This window comes from Pseudomonas sp. B7(2017) (assembly GCF_002112745.1).
Classification (GTDB): domain Bacteria; phylum Pseudomonadota; class Gammaproteobacteria; order Pseudomonadales; family Pseudomonadaceae; genus Aquipseudomonas; species Aquipseudomonas ekonensis.
This window is the reverse complement of record NZ_NEIP01000006.1, coordinates 217,920-234,422: the sequence shown is the minus strand read 5'-3', so window position 1 is coordinate 234,422 and position 16,503 is coordinate 217,920. Positions and strand designations below refer to the sequence as shown.

Annotated in this window: 13 protein-coding genes; 5 read left to right on the top strand and 8 right to left on the bottom strand. The window is 66.3% G+C overall.

The window, feature by feature from the left end; all coding sequences use genetic code 11:
- Positions 1-27 precede the first annotated feature (27 nt).
- Genes CAG29_RS14435 through CAG29_RS14425 form a run of 3 tightly spaced genes read left to right on the top strand, consistent with a single transcriptional unit; the run spans position 28 to position 6,940 of the window.
- Entirely contained in the window at positions 28-1,734 is a 1,707-nt protein-coding gene (locus CAG29_RS14435) for a DUF2138 domain-containing protein (protein ID WP_085585912.1), read from the top strand.
- On the top strand, positions 1,704-2,369 hold the full coding sequence (locus CAG29_RS14430; protein ID WP_371856128.1) for a DUF1175 domain-containing protein: 666 nt from the start codon (positions 1,704-1,706) through the stop codon (positions 2,367-2,369). The genes CAG29_RS14435 and CAG29_RS14430 overlap by 31 nt, the downstream gene beginning before the upstream one ends.
- On the top strand, positions 2,366-6,940 hold the full coding sequence (locus CAG29_RS14425) for an alpha-2-macroglobulin (RefSeq protein WP_085694678.1): 4,575 nt from the start codon (positions 2,366-2,368) through the stop codon (positions 6,938-6,940). Before CAG29_RS14430 ends, CAG29_RS14425 begins: the two co-directional genes overlap by 4 nt.
- Here the strand turns inward: CAG29_RS14425 and CAG29_RS29035 are convergent.
- A complete protein-coding gene (locus CAG29_RS29035; RefSeq protein ID WP_368665197.1) occupies positions 6,933-7,235 on the bottom strand; it encodes a hypothetical protein in 303 nt (100 codons plus the stop codon). The two genes, CAG29_RS14425 and CAG29_RS29035, sit on opposite strands and share 8 nt — an antisense overlap.
- On the opposite strand from CAG29_RS29035, the gene CAG29_RS14420 reads away from it, so the two are divergent.
- Positions 7,119-8,561, top strand: a complete 1,443-nt coding sequence (locus CAG29_RS14420) for a DUF2300 domain-containing protein (RefSeq protein ID WP_371916629.1) — start codon at positions 7,119-7,121, stop codon at positions 8,559-8,561. The genes CAG29_RS29035 and CAG29_RS14420 overlap by 117 nt on opposite strands.
- Before the next feature lie 3 nt (positions 8,562-8,564).
- Complete coding sequence (locus CAG29_RS14415; RefSeq protein WP_085585921.1) at positions 8,565-9,377, top strand: YfaP family protein; 813 nt, start codon at positions 8,565-8,567, stop codon at positions 9,375-9,377.
- Between the two features lie 935 nt (positions 9,378-10,312).
- Here CAG29_RS14415 and CAG29_RS14400 read toward each other — a convergent pair.
- The 7 genes from CAG29_RS14400 to CAG29_RS14370 all read right to left on the bottom strand — a co-directional run bounded on the left by CAG29_RS14400 (position 10,313) and on the right by CAG29_RS14370 (position 16,424).
- Complete coding sequence (locus CAG29_RS14400; RefSeq protein ID WP_085585931.1) at positions 10,313-11,056, bottom strand: helix-turn-helix transcriptional regulator; 744 nt, start codon at positions 11,054-11,056, stop codon at positions 10,313-10,315.
- A 207-nt stretch (positions 11,057-11,263) separates the two neighbouring features.
- Positions 11,264-11,791 (bottom strand): inorganic diphosphatase, encoded by a 528-nt coding sequence (ppa, locus tag CAG29_RS14395; RefSeq protein ID WP_085585933.1) that lies wholly within the window; start codon positions 11,789-11,791, stop codon positions 11,264-11,266.
- 100 nt (positions 11,792-11,891) lie between these two features.
- Entirely contained in the window at positions 11,892-12,704 is an 813-nt protein-coding gene (locus CAG29_RS14390) for a zinc-dependent peptidase (RefSeq protein WP_085585935.1), read from the bottom strand.
- Between the two features lie 4 nt (positions 12,705-12,708).
- On the bottom strand, positions 12,709-13,365 hold the full coding sequence (locus CAG29_RS14385; RefSeq protein WP_085585937.1) for a DedA family protein: 657 nt from the start codon (positions 13,363-13,365) through the stop codon (positions 12,709-12,711).
- Positions 13,366-13,621: 256 nt separating this feature from the next.
- Positions 13,622-14,083: an N-acetyltransferase gene (locus CAG29_RS14380; RefSeq protein WP_085585939.1), complete on the bottom strand. Its 462-nt coding sequence runs from the start codon at positions 14,081-14,083 to the stop codon at positions 13,622-13,624.
- Between the two features lie 116 nt (positions 14,084-14,199).
- The gene (eutC, locus tag CAG29_RS14375; RefSeq protein WP_085586016.1) at positions 14,200-15,024 is read right to left on the bottom strand and encodes an ethanolamine ammonia-lyase subunit EutC; all 825 of its coding nucleotides are present in this window, start codon (positions 15,022-15,024) and stop codon (positions 14,200-14,202) included.
- 5 nt (positions 15,025-15,029) lie between these two features.
- Positions 15,030-16,424, bottom strand: a complete 1,395-nt coding sequence (locus tag CAG29_RS14370) for an ethanolamine ammonia-lyase subunit EutB (RefSeq protein ID WP_085694676.1) — start codon at positions 16,422-16,424, stop codon at positions 15,030-15,032.
- Positions 16,425-16,503: the final 79 nt, after the last annotated feature.

The window sequence follows — 16,503 nt, the reverse complement described above, 5'->3', positions numbered from 1 at the left end:
CACGGATGAATCTCGGGTTTTGTGAACATGAGTGATAACGCTGCTTCTCCGGCCGTCCCGACACCGACCGGCCAACCTTCCCGGCGCTGGCCGCTGCTGCTGGCCGGGCTGTGCCTGGTGGCCGGCGTGGCGGGTGGCCTGGGCTGGCTGCTGCACAAGCCCAAGGCGCCGCCGGCGGAACTGGCGAGCGACAAGCTGGGCATGAGCCGTCCCGACGCGCTGCTGGAGACCCGCTCCCTGAGCCAGTTGCCCAAGGACCTGTTGGCGGTGCCGTTCCTCAAGGCCACGCTCACCGAGGATTTCGTCTTCTATTACGAGAGCCATGCCGACCGCCTCGGCCTGATCGGCAGCCTGCGGCGGATCGTCTACGAACATGACCTGAAGCTGCAGGACAGCCTGATCGAGCAACTGTTCGACCAGCCGGCGGACGTGGCGCTGTGGCGCGGGGCCGACGGCCGGCTCAAGGATTTCCTGCTGGTGATGGACCGCGGCGGCCTGGCCAAGGTGCTGGAGCCGCTGGCGAAAGTGGCGCTGGACGACTCGCAGCTGGGCCAGTTGGGCGAGCTCAAGGTCGGCGGCGACACGGTGCCGCTGTACCAGCTCAGCTACAACGCCGGCAAATCGCTGCTGTTCGCCTCCCATGGCGACAAGCTGGTGGTGCTGTCCAACCCGGCCAAGTACTACGACCCGCAGAGCGGCGCGTCCGAGGAGTCGGGCCACGTGTCGCCCGAAGCGCTCGCGGCGTTGCTGGGCGGCCAGAAGCTGTTCCCCGAGGCCTTCGGCCTGGCGGCCAAGGCGCCGGAGATCAAGCAGCGCCTGTCGGTGAACGCCAGTGTGCTCGCGATGGGCTACCAGCGCTTCATCCCGAACTTCGCCGGCCTGCGCTTCGACATGGACGACAAGGGCTGGCACAGCTTCCTGGCCATGGACGAACTCGACAATCAGCCGGACTTCGACTTCAAGCCGGTGTGGCAGGCCATGCCCTTGGGCGCCAGCGCCTGCGTGACCTTGCCGGTGGCCGCCGAACCGCAGAAGCCGCTGCTGGTGAAGCTGGGCGCCGAAGAGGCCGCCGCACAGAAACTCACCGAACACGTGGCCGGCGCGGCGGGGCTGTGCTGGTACGCCGATTCGCGGTTGTACACGCCGCTGCTGGTGGCCAGCCTGAACGACGGCGACAAGCTCGACGGCGACCTCGGTGCGCTGTTCGGTTCGATGGTCGGTGCCTATGAAGGCAACGTCGACGAACACGCGTTCCCGGTGGTGGAGAAGCAGGAAGGCCAGAGCCACCTGTGGCAGCGGCAGGTCAGCTCGAACTTCGGCCCCTATGCGGCCAAGGACGCCGAGAACCCCGACGCCATCACCGGCCGGGCCTTCATGAAGGTCAGCCTGGCGCGCCACGGCTCGACCCTGTTGTTCTCCCTCGACGACAAACTGGTCGACAAGGCCCTCGGCACCCTCGACAAGCGCTTCCCGCCGATGGCCGACGTGCTGCCCAAGGATGTGCTGATGCCGATCTACTTCGGCCCGGACTCGATCGCCCAACTGATGCAGCAGGAAACCCTCGACAGCCTGCCGCAGGACATGGAGCCGGTGTTCTACAACGCCGCGCAGACCTACCTGATCCCGAAACTGCGCACCCTCGGCGGCTACGGCAAATACGCCCTGACCCTGCCTGAGGGCAGCGAGCCCGACGGCCACTGGCAATGGCTGCCGCTGGAGTGGAAAGCACTGTGACCGGACTGATCCGCCGCCTCGGCCTGCTGGCGCTGCTGTTCTGCGCCGAGGCTGGCGCCATGGAAACCCCTGCGCTCGATCCGCAGCAATCCCAGGTGTTCCGCGCCTGGTTCGTGCGCATCGCCCAGGAACAGCTGAGCCAGGGCCCGAGCCCGCGCTGGTATCAGCAGGACTGCGCAGGGCTGGTGCGTTTCGCCGCCAACGAAGCGCTGAAGGTGCATGACGACAAGTGGCTGCGCAGCAACGGCCTGTCCAACCGCTACCTGCCGCCGGAGCTGGCGCTGAGCGCCGACCAGCGCAAGCTCGCCCAGCAGTGGCAGCAGGGCGGCGGCAAGGTCGGGCCCTACGTCAACGCGATCAAGCTGATCCAGTTCAACAGCCGCCTGGTGGGCCGCGACGTGTCCCAGGCGCGGCCGGGCGACCTGATGTTCTTCGATCAGGGCGACGACCAGCACCTGATGATCTGGATGGGCCGCTACATCGCCTACCACACCGGCACCACCACCCCAACCGACAACGGCATGCGCTCCGCAAGCCTGCAACAACTCATGACATGGAAGGACACCCGATGGATTCCCGACGCAGCCAACCCCAACTTCATCGGCGTCTATCGACTGAACTTTCTCTCCCAATGACCGGTGCCCGCATGCTGCGCATTTGCTCGAAAATCCCTCTGCTGCTGGCGCTGCTGCTGCCATTGGCGACCGTGAACGCCGAAGACACCGTGGCCCCCAGCGGCTACACGCCGGTGGCCGGCGAAAGTTTCTTCCTGCTGGCCGACAGCAGTTTCGCCAGCGACGAACAGGCGATGGTGCGCCTGGAAGCGCCGGGCCGCGATTACCGCAGGTTCCGCATGGAGCCCTACGGCGGCGCCGATATCCGGGTGTACCGGATCGACAAGCCGCTGGACTTCCTCAAGCGCCAGAAGAACCTGCACCGGGTGGTCAGCGACGGCCAGTTCAAGGGTGAGGGCCTGTCCAACACCTTGGCGTACCTGTGGGACAACTGGTACCGCAAGTCCCGTCGGGTGATGCAGCGGGCGTTCTCCTACGAGTCGCGCAAGCAGGTCACCGACGAGGTGCCGGAACTGAAGATGGGCAACGCCATCGCCGCGCCGACGCCGTATGACGCCCAGCCGCAGTTCGCCCTGATCCCGGGCCTGCCGGTGGTCACCCAATTCCGTTATCCGCTGTGGCAGGCCAAGCCGATCCAGCCGCCGGAAGGGGTGAAGCTGGCCGGTTCGTCCAGCGAGTTCGTCAGCGTCGCGCCGGGCAACGTCTACATTCCGCTGGGCCAGCTGAAGCCGGGCCTGTACCTGGTCGAAGCGCTGGTGGGCAAGTACCGGGCGACCACCATGGTGTTCGTCTCCAACACCGTGGCGGTGAGCAAGATCGCCGGCGACGAGTTGCTGGTGTGGGCGGCGCGCAAGCATGAAGGCAGTTCGGTGGCCAAGGCCAACGTGCTGTGGACCGACGGCCTGGGCGTGATGAGCAGCGGCGCTACCGATGCCGATGGGTTGCTGCGTCTGAAGCACGTCAGCCCCGAGCGTTCGTTCGTGATCGGCGAAGACGAAGAGGGCGGGGTTTTCGTCTCCGAGAACTTCTACTACGACAGCGAGATCTACGACACCAAACTCTACGCGTTCACCGACCGGCCGCTGTACCGGCCGGGGGACTGGGTGTCGCTGAAGATCGTCGGCCGCGAGTTCAAGAACGCGCGGGACTCGGTGCCGCCGGGCGCGGCGGACGTCAGCGTCAGCGTGCTCGACGCCACCGGCACCGAGCTGCAGACCCTCGACCTGAAGCTCGATTCGAAGGCCGGCACCCAGGGCCGCTTCCAGTTGCCCGACAACGCCGTGGCCGGCGGTTACGAGCTGCGCTTCAACTACAAGGACCAGGCCTACAGCAGCGCCTTCCGGGTGGCGGAGTACATCAAGCCGCACTTCGAGATCTCGCTGAACCTGGCCAAGCAGGATTACCGCACCGGCGAGCCGGTCAAGGGCAGCCTGGTGCTGCTCTACCCGGACGGCAAACCGGTGGCCAACGCCAAGCTGACCCTGAGCCTGCGGGCCCAGCAGCTGTCGATGGTCGACAACGAGCTGCAATACCTGGGGCAGTTCCCGGTGGAGCTGACCAGCACCGAACTGACCACCGACGGCAAAGGCAACGCGACCCTGGACCTGCCGGCCGCCGACAAGCCGAGCCGCTACATGCTCACCGTGTTCGCCAGCGACGGCGCGGCGTACCGGGTCAAGACCACCAAGGAAATCCTCATCGACCGGGGCGCGGCCAGTTTCCGCCTGAGCGCGCCGCAGCGGTTCAGCGCGGCGGGCGACAAGGTCGCGTTCAGCTACGTCAACGAGGGCGGCAGCGAACCGGCCAAGGCCGTGACGCCGAGCGGCTACAGCTGGGTGCGCCTGGAAGACCAGAGCACCGGCGAAGGCAAGCTGGCGGCCAGCGACAAAGGCTTCAGCCTGGCCTTCGAGCGCCCGGGCACCTACAACCTGACGCTCAAGGATCAGCACGGCCGGGTGCTCGGCGCCACCGGCCATTCGGTGACCGGCGAAGGCGTGAAAGCAGTGCCGGGCACCGTGGAGATCGTCCTCGACAAACCCGAGTACAAGGCCGGCGACGAAGCGCTGGCGCTGATCACCTTCCCGGAACCGGTCAGCGATGCGCTGCTGTCGCTGGAGCGCGACAAGGTCGAGGCCACCGCGCTGCTGGCCAAGGGCGGCGACTGGCTGAAGCTGGAAAAGCTCAGCGACACCCAGTACCGCGCGCGCATCCCGGTGAAGGACACCTTTGCGCCGAACATGACCTTCTCGGCGCTGTACACCAAGGGCGGTCAATACAGCTTCCAGAACGCCGGGATCAAAGTGGCCGCGCCGCAGATCGACGTCGCGATCAGCACCGACAAGCCCGTTTACCTGCCGGGGGACACGGTGACGGTGGACCTGTCCACCCAGTTCGCCGGCAAAGCGGTGCCGGCTCACCTGACGGTCAGCGTCGTCGATGAAATGGTCTACGCGCTGCAACCGGAGATCGCGCCGACCATCGACCAGTTCTTCTACCACCCGCGCCGCAACAACGTGCGCACCAGCGCCAGCCTGTCGTTCATCAGTTACGACGTGGCGCTGCCGGGCAGCCCCGGCGCGCCGGGCAAGGCCAACCGCAGCGAGCGCGGCGTGAAGGTGCTGGAACGTCCGCGCCGCGAAGACGTCGACACCGCCGCTTGGCAGCCGGAGCTGCTGACCGGCGCCGACGGCAAGGCCCGCTTCACCTTCAAGATGCCGGACTCGCTGACCCGCTGGCGCATCACCGCACGGGTCATCGCCGACGACGGCCTGGTGGGGCAGAAGAAGCAGTTCGTCCGTTCGGAAAAACCGCTGTACCTGAAGTGGAGCGGGCCCAGCACGTTCCGCAAGGGCGACCGGCCGCAACTGGGTGTGTTCGCCTTCAGCCAGGCCGAGAAACCGGTCAAGGCCGAACTGGTGACCCGTTACGCCGGCACTGAGCAGCGCCTGCCGGTGACCCTCGACAACGGCATCAACTACCTGCCGCTGCCGGCGTTCGCCCTGGCGTCCGGCGAGTGGACGGCGGAGTTGGTGCAGGACGGCAAGACCGCCGACTCCCTCGCCGTGCGCCTGACCGCGACCGGCGAAGGCTGGCAGGTCACCCAGACCCAGAGCCTCGACGTGGCCGCCGGCGACACGCCGCTGAGCCTGCCGGCGGACGCCACGGATATCCGCCTGCGCCTGGATGACAGCCCGCAAGCGCTGTTCCGCTCGGCCCTCGACGATCTGCTGAGCTACCCGTACGGCGGCGTCGAGCAGACCGCCAGCCGCCTGCTGCCGCTGAGCATCGCCTATCCGTCGCTGGCGTCGAGCCCGCAGATCCGCGACCGCCTGCGCCTGATCATGCAGAACAGCCGCCTGCGCCTGGTGCAGATGGCCGGGCCGTCGGCGAGCTTCACCTGGTGGGGCTTCGACGGCGAGCCGGACGCGTTCCTGACCGCCTACGCCTACTACGCCGACTGGAACGCCAGCCAGGCGCTGGCGCTGACCCTGCCGCCGGAGCACTGGCAGCGGGTGCTGGAGGTCTACGCCAAACAGGCGCCGAACACGCCGCTGCTGCAACGGGCGCTGATCCTGTCGTTCGCCCGGCAGATGCACTTGCCGGTCAACACCTTGCTCAGCGGCCTGATGGACGATTTGGCCAAGGCCGGCGAAGGCAATGCCGAAACCCTGATGGACGACGGCGAGGACAGCCTGGTGATGGGCGATCCGGATTCGGCGCTGGGGCTGGCGGCGGCACGGGTGCTGACCGCCTCGTTGGCCAAACAGGTGAAAGTCGCGTTGCCTGAAGCGTTCAACCGTCAGGTGGACGCGGCGCAGCAACGGCTGGCGGTGAGTTCGCAGCCGTTCGCCGAAGCCCTGAACCTGTCGCAGCAGGCGTTCGATCAGGCGCGGGCCAAGGCGTTGCTGCAACGCCTGTTGCCGCAGCAATCGACCCTGGAGCGCGCATTGGCGCTGACCTGGCTGCAACGCAGCATCGAGCAGGCGTCGCCGACCATCGCGCTGGCGCCGGGCGAAGGCTGGAAGAAACAGTACGGTGCGAGCGGCGAGATGTTCTGGACCTGGCAGGGCGCCGCGCCGGTACCGGCGGTGCTGTCGGTGTCCGGCACGCAGGAGCGTCCGCTGCGTGCGGCGTTGAGCTTCAAGACCGCGCAACCTTCGGTCGAGCCGATGGCCGTGACCGTCACCCGGCGCCTGTCGCGCCTGGTGCCGGGCGACGAAGCGTTCACCTTCAAGCTGGAGCCGGTGGGCACCAAGCCGTTGTCCAGCGACAGCCTGTACCTGGACGAAGTGATCCTCACCGGCAAAGCCGCCCGACCGCTGCGCTACGGCATGCTCGAAGTGCCGCTGCCGCCGGGCGCCGATGTCGAGCGCACCACTTGGGGCATCAAGCTGCAGGGCAAGGACGGCACCGAACCGACCGCCCTGGAGAAGGCCCGCTTCGAACCGGGGCAACTGGCCTACGCGGTGCCGGTGGATGCCTTGAGCGGCGAGCTGCGCCTGCGGCATCTGGTGCGCTTCTCGCAGAAGGGCCAGTTCAACCTGCCGCCGGCGCGTTTCACCCAGGTGTATGCGCCGCAGCATCAGGCCCAGGAAGCGAAAGCGGCCCTGGGTCAGGTTACGGTCAACTGACATGAGCCGGCCGCTGGTCTGGCTGCTGTTGTGTCTGGTTCCTGCGCTGGCGACGGCGCAGGACGAGCCGTTGCGCCTGGCGTACAAGGGCGAGCTGCTGTCGCTGAACCGCACGCAACTGATCAGCCGTGAGCCGTTGCCCGAGACGTTGCAGGCGCCGCTGGGCAGCCTGTGGAAACTGTTCGTCTACGCCTGGCTGGCGGACACCGGCGCCCAGGAGCCGGCCTATGAATGCCGCGGGCAGTCGAAAGAGGAAGTCTACTGCTGCTCCGCCGGCGGCAAGGTCGAGCGCGATCAGGCGTTGGTGAAGTCTTGCGGGCTGTATTTCGAGCCGGCGCGGCTGGGCATTTCCGCTGCCGATTGGCGTAGCTACTGGCAGGCGCGCAATGCACCGGGATGGTTGCTGGACCTGCCGTCGGTGCAGCCGGCGCAACGGGTTCTCGTGGCCGAACTGCTGCGGGTGCTGGCCTCCGTTCCCGCCCAGGCGCAGATGCGCCGGGTACTGCTCGATGTGGTGCTGGGCGCGGCGGACGGCAATGCCGTCGGCGAGCTGGGCGCACGCCTGCGGGTGAAGACCTGGAGCTGGCTCGGCGACCGGGACGCCGCGTCGAGGCAGGGCGGCTTCGCCGGCTGGACGGCGGACGGTACGCCGGTGTGGGCGGGCGGGCGCGGCACCAGCCAAATGGTGTTGCGGCACTACGGGCAGGCGCTGGCTTCGGTGCTGCCGGCTGCGTGGCCGGCGGAGTCCGGGCGTTGCGTCGAGGTGGGGTTGTTCTCGCGCTACCCGCTTGCGCGCGTGATGTCGGCGGGGCAAGCCGTGGCCTCCGGCCCGCTGACGGGCGACTACCGCGTCGAGTTCGCCAACGGCAATGCGCTGGATATCCACAGCGCTGGCGAACTGTTCCTGCTCAACGACAGGCTGGTGGCGCGTCTGGATCGGGAAGAGTACGTCGCCCGCGTCCTCGACCGCGAAGCCAAGCCCGAGCCCGCCGAAGCCGCCAAGGCCCTGGCCGTGGCGATCCGCACGTACCTGCTGCAGAACGCCGCGCGCAGCGGCGAATGCCTGAGCATCGACGACAGCAGCAACCGCCAGCGGGTGGCCCCGCGTCCGGCGTCCGCCGAGTCACGCGGGATCGCGGCGTGGACGGCGGACCTGGTGCTGGCCGGCAGCACCGTCACCTACCACTCCGACCAGCCGGGCCCGGACAGGCTCGCCTGGCAGCAGGCCGTCGAACAGGCCAACGCGGGCCAGCGCTATGACGCGATCCTGCTGCACGCCTATCCGCGCGCCAGCCTCAGCCGCTGGGACAACCCGGTCGCCTCCTGCGAGGCGCTGCCCGCCGCCCAGGACTGGCTGCAGAAGCAGCGGCGCGGCTGGCGCCCGAGGCTGGAAGGCGAAACCGGCTACAACGAGGTCAGCGCCTTTGCGGTCTGCAAGCTCGCGTTCGGACGGCCGTTCGTCGACCGCGAACGCCAGCGCATTTATGTGCGCGGCGTCCTCACCCTGCAGGACCGCCTCGACCTGACCCACGAATACCTGCACCTGGCCTTTGAGGCACACCCCAACGGCCAGGACGAAACCTACATCGAAGGGCTTGCCCGTCACCTTTTGCTGGAATAGACCATGACACTCCGTTATCCACAGGTCTTGCTGTTGCTCTGTGCCTTCGCCGCGCTGTCGCCGGCGACGGCCGCCGACGGCGTCAAACTCGACACCCCGGTCGGCGGCTGGCGCACCGGCGCTCCGGAGGGCGAAGGCGAAAGCTTCCGCCAGACCGTCAACTACCCGGCCTCGTCGGTCAACACCAAGGCCGGCCAAGCCAATACCGCGCGCATCAGCGGCCAGATCAAGGCAGCGCCCAAGGGCAACGCACCGGGACGGCTGATCGTCAACGGCGTCAGCATGCCGCTGAAGATCGATGACGCCGGCCGCTTCGACCGCCCGTTCTCCTTCCCCAACGGCAGCAACAGCGTCGAAGTCCGCAGCCCCGACGGTCAGCAGCGTCACCGCACCCAGTTCCTCAACGCCAGCGGTGGCGCCACCCCGGCCAAACTGCGCGTGCTGCTGGCCTGGGACAGCGACGGCACCGACCTCGACCTGCACCTCGTCACCCCCGACGGCGCCCACATCTGGTACGGCGACCGCACCGCCCCCAACGGCGCCGCCCTCGACGTCGACGTCACCACCGGCTACGGCCCGGAAATCTTCGCCATGCCCGCGCCGATCAAGGGCCAGTACCTGGTCTATGTGAACTACTACGGCGGCGGCTACCGCGGGGACGACGAAGGCGGCGACGAGGCGGTGCAGCCGCTGACCACGGCGCAGGTGACGGTGATCACCGAAGAAGGCACGCCGAGCGAGAAGATGGAGACGTTCGTGGTGCCGATGCGGGCGGTGGGGGAGCTGACGCTGGTGAAGTCGTTCAGTTATCCGTGAGCGCTACCTGATCAGTCGGGAAACACACCACACAAAGCGTTGCCCCGGTAACCATGAACGATCGGGCCGAGCATCATGAAAGGCCCGCAAGCGTAGAAAGGGGATGGAACCGATTGTTTCGTGTGGAGAAGCACGGTCTCATTCCCGGATTGGTCATTGCCGAAGGCCTGCTCCTCATAGGACGCACACACCGGCAGCTTCAGCGGCACTGGCACCACCAGTGCCCAGACGGTCACCCCGCACCATTCACGGGAGGGTGGCGATTGCTCTGTTCTGCTGATTGGCGGCGCAACGGACCGGGCGCTTTGCGCTCGGTAGGCGTCAGTCTGGATTGTCGACTTTTCCGGTAGCGATACGACTGCACCGACGCAACCTGAAAGACACAGGGTTGTTGCGGCGCAGGCAGCCATCAAGCGAAGGCGTGCGGTAGGGAGCATCTATGCTGAACATCCTTGGGGTGGGATTCGGCGTTTGTCCTTCTGTTTCGTCAGACGCCATTCTGAGGCCGGCAGTGGCGGCTGAAGGTTAATCAGCCCCTATGCGAGGCGCAAGCGGCCCGGCCCCTTTCAGGACGTTTCCCACAAGGGGCAGGCAAGCGGCTCGAATGGGCGTGGCTTTTCGGCAGGCATTAAAAAGCCGGCTTGTGGCCGGCTTCTCGGGGACTGGCTTGGCCTATTTTTGGTAAGCCGCGCCAGCCTTCAAAACGTACACCCGGATCTTGCGTCCGGCTGTGGGACTTGGTCAGACAGTGGTCTGCCGCGTCGGGCGTCATCCGGGCCGCTGGGCGGGCCGATGCGCTGAGGTGGGGCGCAGGATACTGAGTTTTGCGGGGGATTCCCAGCCCAGAGTGCGGAATAGAGCGATCCAATCGGGAGAAATCCGGCATTTGTACGGTTTTTCAGGGGCTCATTGCAGAGTAGACGGGTGCCCGGCGCTCAGAGGAACGGCACCACCGGCCGGCGCTTGTTCAGGGTCGACCACCAGAACACCCAGCCCAGCACGTGGATCCGCTGCTCTTCGATCTGGGCGGCGCGGAAGATTTCGTCCGGGTACTGGGCGCTGTTGTGGCTGCGCAGGCGCAGGGCGTTGCCGGGCATGCGGTGCAGGTACTTGATGCGCAGCATGCCGTCGTGCTCGATGGCGTAGATTTCGCCGTCCACCACCTGGGTGAGGCTGCGGTCGATGGCGAGGGCGGAGCCGTCTTCGATCTTTTCGGCCATGCTGTTGCCGATCATGTGGGCGCAGATGGCGTCGGTGTGCTTGATCTCCAGGGCGTCGAGGTGGCTGCGTGGCAGGCGGACGGTCTGGTCCGGGTCGCGGATGACGTGGGTCTTGCCGGAGCCGGCGGCGGTGGGGACTTCCTTGTAGAGAGGCAAGGCGATGTCCAGGTGATCGACCACGGCGTAGACGCCGCGCAGGGCCTGGGCGTCGAGGGCGTCGCCGGCGTCGGGCGAGCGCACGCGGGTGGAGTCCTTCGGGCCTTCGCCGGTCTTGAGCCAGTCGCTGTTGACCGACAGCAGGCGCGCGACTTCTTCCATGCGGTAGGCCGGTACGCCGCGGGTGTACCAGTTATGGATGTTTTGGGCTTCCGTGCCCCAGAACCTGGCGAATCCCGTGGTGGTGATGTTCGCAGCTTCCAGGAGTGCCTTGAATCGTGGACCGCTAGTGTTCTTTCTCATGAACACAGAGTCTACGGCCGTGCCAGAGCGGTTTGAATAAACCGGCCGTTCAAAATGGGCGGCAATTTAAGACCGGATGTAAGTTGCATTTTGGAAAGTTTAAACAGCAGGCAACCGTGGCGTCTCGTGTTAAACGCGCTGTTGAAAAGCCGGATCGACAGGCACAAAAAACCCCGGATCGACCGGGGTTTTCTTCAAGCGGTGCGCTTAGCCCTTGTAGGCGGCCACCGACTTGGTGATCGCGGCGCGGGCGGCATCGGCGCCGTCCCAGCCTTCGATCTTGACCCACTTGCCCTTCTCGAGATCCTTGTAGTTCGCGAAGAAGTGCTCGATCTGCTGGATCAGCAGCGGCGGCAGGTCGGTGTATTCCTTCACGTCAACGTACAGCTGGGACAGCTTGTCGTGAGGAACGGCAACGACCTTGGCGTCGCCGCCGCCGTCGTCGGTCATGTTCAGGATGCCGACCGGACGGGCGCGGATCACCGAACCTGGGGCGACCGGGTAAGGGGTCACGACCAGCACGTCCAGGGGATCGCCGTCGTCGGCCAGGGTGTTCGGGATGTAACCGTAGTTGGCCGGGTAGAACATCGGGGTGGCCATGAAACGGTCAACGAACAGGCAGTCGCTGTCTTTGTCGATTTCGTATTTGATCGGCGCGTGGTTGGCCGGGATCTCGATCGCGACGTAGATGTCGTTCGGCAGGTCTTTGCCAGCCGGGATCTTGCTGTAGCTCATTGGGCGGTGCCCCCGTTAGTTGACCAAAAACACTTGGCCGGATTGACCAAAAAGTGGCGGCGATTATAGGCACATTCTGTTGCCGGTGCCACGTGCCGCCTCAGTCGTGAGCCTGATAGACCGGGTCGTGCGCCTGAAGTTGCCGCAGCCTGCCCAACGGATCCTGGCGGTAGAAAAGCCGCAGCTGCGCGTACACCTGTGGATAACTCTCGTGCAGCAGGTCCGGGGCGCTGAAAAAGTACTCGCTGGTGACGGCAAAGAACTCGGCCGGGTTCTCGGCGGCGTAGGGGTCGATGGCGGTTTCGGCGTCGGGGTTGCGGTCGAGCTGGCGGTTGAGATCGTCGTAGGCCGCCTGCATGACCGTCGCCCAGTCCTTGACCCGCATGTCGGCGTGCAGCGGCGGCAGGCCGTTGGCGTCGCCGTTGAGCATGTCGAGCTTGTGCGCCAGTTCGTGGATGACCAGGTTGTAGCCTTCCCAGCCGCCGCTGGCCATCACGCCGGGCCAAGCCATGATCACCGGCCCGTGCTGCCAGGCTTCGCCGCTGTGCTCGGCGTCCCACTCGTGCTCCACGCCGGCGGCGTCGCGGTGGCGCTGGGGGCTGAGGAAGTCGTCGGGGTAGAGGATGATTTCGTGGAAGCCCCGGTACCAGTTCAGGTCGCCCAGGTGCAGCAGCGGCAACTGGGCCTGGACGGCGAGCAGCAGGCGCTGCTCCTGGTGCAGCTCGACGCCGGGCAGCGCGGTGAGGTGCTTGTCCTCAAGGAACAGCACGCTGGCCTCGCGCAGCCAGCGGTCTTCGTCGGCGCTGATGCCGTCGAGGAAGCTCAGCTGATGGCGCACCCGTTGCCAGAGGTCATCGGCAATCGGGTGCCTGGCCAGGATGCGCCGGCGTCGCCAGGCGCTCAGCGACCACACGGGATCAGCGCGAAGCGGCTTTGGAGCCGGCGCCGCCGAGGCGGCTGCGCACCACACCGATGATCATCGGCACCAGCGACAGCAGGATGATGCCGACCACCAGCAACGACAGGTTCTTCTTGATGAACGGCACGTTGCCGAAGAAGTAGCCCAGGGTCACCAGGCCGCCGACCCACAGGACGGTGCCGAACACGCTGAACGCGAAGAAGCGCGGGTAAGGCATCTTCGCCACGCCGGCGACGAACGGCGCAAACGTGCGGATGATCGGCAGGAAGCGCGCCAGGGTCACGGTCTTGCCGCCGTGCTTGTCATAGAAGTCGTGGGTCTGCTGCAGGTAGTCGCGGCGGAAGATTTTCGAGTTCGGGTTGCTGAACAGCTTCTCGCCCGCCGTTCGTCCGATCACGTAGTTGGTGCTGTCGCCGAGGATCGCCGCCAGCATCAGCAGGCCGCCCAGCAGCACCGGATCCATGCCGCCGCCTGCCGCCACGGCGCCGGCGATGAACAGCAGGGAGTCGCCCGGCAGGAAAGGCATCACCACCAGGCCGGTCTCGCAGAAGATCACCATGAACAGGATGGCGTAGATCCAGGTGCCGTAGTTGGTCACCAGCATGTCGAGGTAGACGTCGAGATGCAGGATCAGGTCGATCGGGTTGAAATCCATGTGGGCACCTGTGGTGACGGCCCGACTCGGCAGGCCTGTGCGGATGACTTCGTGAAAGGCTACACGCAGGTGTAGTTTTTCTTACAAGCCGGAAAGGTCGGGATTATACGGTTTGAGACGTGAAAAGCGTGTTGGTTTTGTAGCGGGGAATGTCGCGGTGTGAGGAATTGTCAGTCTGGCGGGGCCGTGGCGAGGGAGCGCTTGAGCGGGCGCCGGCTCCCTCGCAAAAGGAGCCGGCTCCGTCATCGGTAGGCGTTCAAAGCTCGTCGCTGATCGGCAGCACGTAGTTCTTGAACTCGGTGTCTTCCTTGAAGCCGATGGACTCGTAGGTTTTCTGCGCCACTTCGTTGTTGCTGCTGGTGGACACGCGCATGCGCACGGCCTGGGTGTCCTTGGCCATTTTCTTGGCCGTGCGGATCAGGTTGTCGGCCACCAGTTGCCGGCGGGCGTCTTCGGCGACGTAGATGTCGTTGAGGATCCACACGCGCTTGAGCGACAGTGAGGAGAAGCTCGGGTAGAGCTGGCAGAAGCCCATCAGTTTGCGGTCGTCGTCATCGGCCAGGGCCAGGTAGATCACTGACTCCTTGCGCCGCAGGCGTTTTTCCAGGAACGCCCGGGACGAGTCCGGATAAGGCAGCGAGCCGTAGAACTCGCGGTATTTGACGAACAACGGGGTCAGCAGATCCAGGTGTTCGAGGGTCGCTTGGATAATCCGCATGGTAGGTCTCGTCCTTCAATTGGCTGTCTTCACGTGCGCTGACGGCAATGGGAAACCCGGGCGGCCGTGCGTCGATCCTGCCTCAAACCGACGCGCGAAGGCAATGCGGAAACGGTTCAGGCCGGGGGCGGATCCAGCAGGAAATTGCTTTTCATGTCTGTTCCGTCTTCCGACTCCAGTGTCTGAACCTGCGCTTCGTCCTTCAGGTTCACGCCCGAGAGCTGCCGCCGGCAGGCTTCGCGCATCAGGTACAGCAAACGGTGGGCCGCCATGCCGTAGCTCAAGCCCTCCAGCCGCACGTTGGAGATGCAGTTGCGGTAGGCATCGGTGAGGCCGACCTTAGGATTGTAGGTGAAATATAAACCCAGGCTGTCCGGCGAACTGAGGCCCGGGCGCTCTCCGATCAGCATCACCACCATTTTGGCGCCCAGCAGTTGGCCGATCTCGTCGCCGATGGCCACGCGGCCCTGTTCCACCAGGATCACCGGCGCGCATGACCATCCGTCGGCGCCCATCTGCTCTTCCAGGCGCGTGAGGAACGGCACGGTGTGGCGATGGACGGCCAGCGCCGAGAGGCCGTCGGCCACGACGATGGCCAGGTCGACGCCGCCGGGATGGGCGGCGGCGTATTCGCGCAGGGCCTGCGCCGACGGTTCGCTGAGCCTGCGCCCAAGGTCCGGGCGTTGCAGGTAGCTGTTGCGGTCGCTCGCGGCGCTGTGCAGCAGCAGGCTGTCGCGCCCGCGTCCGTTCAGTTGCCCGGCGAGCCCGGCGTGGTCGAACGGCAGGTGCACCGCGTCCCGGGCCTGGGCGTGGGCGTACTGGAAGTCCAGCTGCGCGCGGGTCGGCAGGCTGGTGCCGGTGCGGCCCAGGGCGATGCGTGCAGGGGTCAGGTTGCGCAGGGCCAGCCAGGGGTTTTGCGGATCGACGGGCGGTTTTTCCATGAGGCTCATCCCAGTTGCGCCAGCGCCTGGCGGAAGGCCGGCGGCAGTTGGTTGCCGAAGCGGACCGTGCCGTCCGCCTGGGTGAAGATGCCCATGTTCGCCAGCCACCGCTCGAACTCCGGCGCCGGCTTCAGGCCCAGGGTCTGGCGGGCGTAGAGGGCGTCGTGGAAGGAGGTGGTCTGGTAATTGAGCATGATGTCGTCGGAGCCGGGGATGCCCATGATGAAGTTGATCCCGGCCACGCCCAGCAGGGTCAGCAGGGTGTCCATGTCGTCCTGGTCGGCTTCGGCGTGGTTGGTGTAGCAGATGTCGCAGCCCATCGGCACGCCCAAAAGCTTGCCGCAGAAGTGGTCTTCGAGGCCGGCGCGGATGATCTGCTTGCCGTTGTAGAGGTACTCCGGGCCGATGAAGCCGACGACGGTGTTCACCAGGAACGGCTTGAAGTGCCGCGCCACGGCGTAGGCCCGGGTCTCGCAGGTCTGCTGGTCGACGCCGTGGTGGGCGTTGGCCGACAGCGCGCTGCCTTGGCCTGTCTCGAAATACATCAGGTTCTGCCCCAGGGTGCCGCGGTTCAGGCTCAAGCCTGCTTCGTAGCCTTCCTGCAGCACATTGAGGTTGATGCCGAAGCTGGCGTTGGCCGCTTCGGTGCCGGCGATGGACTGGAACACCAGATCCAGCGGCACGCCCCGGTTGATCGCCTCGATGGAGGTGGTGACGTGGGTCAGCACGCAGGCCTGCGTGGGGATGTCGTAGCGCTGGATGATGGCGTCGAGCATCTCCAGCATCGCGCAGATCGAGGCGATGCTGTCGGTGGCCGGGTTGATGCCGATCATGGCGTCGCCGTTGCCGTACAGCAGGCCGTCGAGGATGCTCGCGGCGATCCCGGCGGGCTCGTCCGTCGGGTGGTTCGGCTGCAGGCGCGTGGACAGGCGTCCGCGCAGGCCCAGGGTGCCGCGGAACTTCGTGACCACGCGGATCTTCTGCGCCACCAGCACCAGGTCCTGCACGCGCATGATCTTCGACACGGCGGCGGCCATCTCCGGGGTCAGGCCGGGGGCGAGGGCGCGCAGGCTGGCTTCGTCGGCGGCTTCGCTGAGCAGCCAGTCGCGAAAGCCGCCGACGGTGAGGTGGCTGACGGCGGCGAAGGCCTGTCGGTCGTGGCTGTCGATGATCAGCCGGGTGACTTCGTCGGACTCGTAAGGGATCAGCACTTCCTGGAGGAAGTGCGTGAGCGGGATGTCGGCCAGCGCCATCTGCGCGGCCACCCGTTCGCCGTCGTTGAGCGCGGCGACCCCGGCCAGGAAGTCGCCGGAGCGGGCGGGGCTGGCCTTGGCCATCACCTCCTTGAGGCTGTCGAAGCGGTAGGTCTGGGCGCCGACGGTATGGGCGAATGCGGCCATGGGGCGCGTTCCTCCTGAATCTGTGGATGACTCTGTTCCCTGCGGGAGGGACTGCATGCACTTCTATAAGGCAGACACC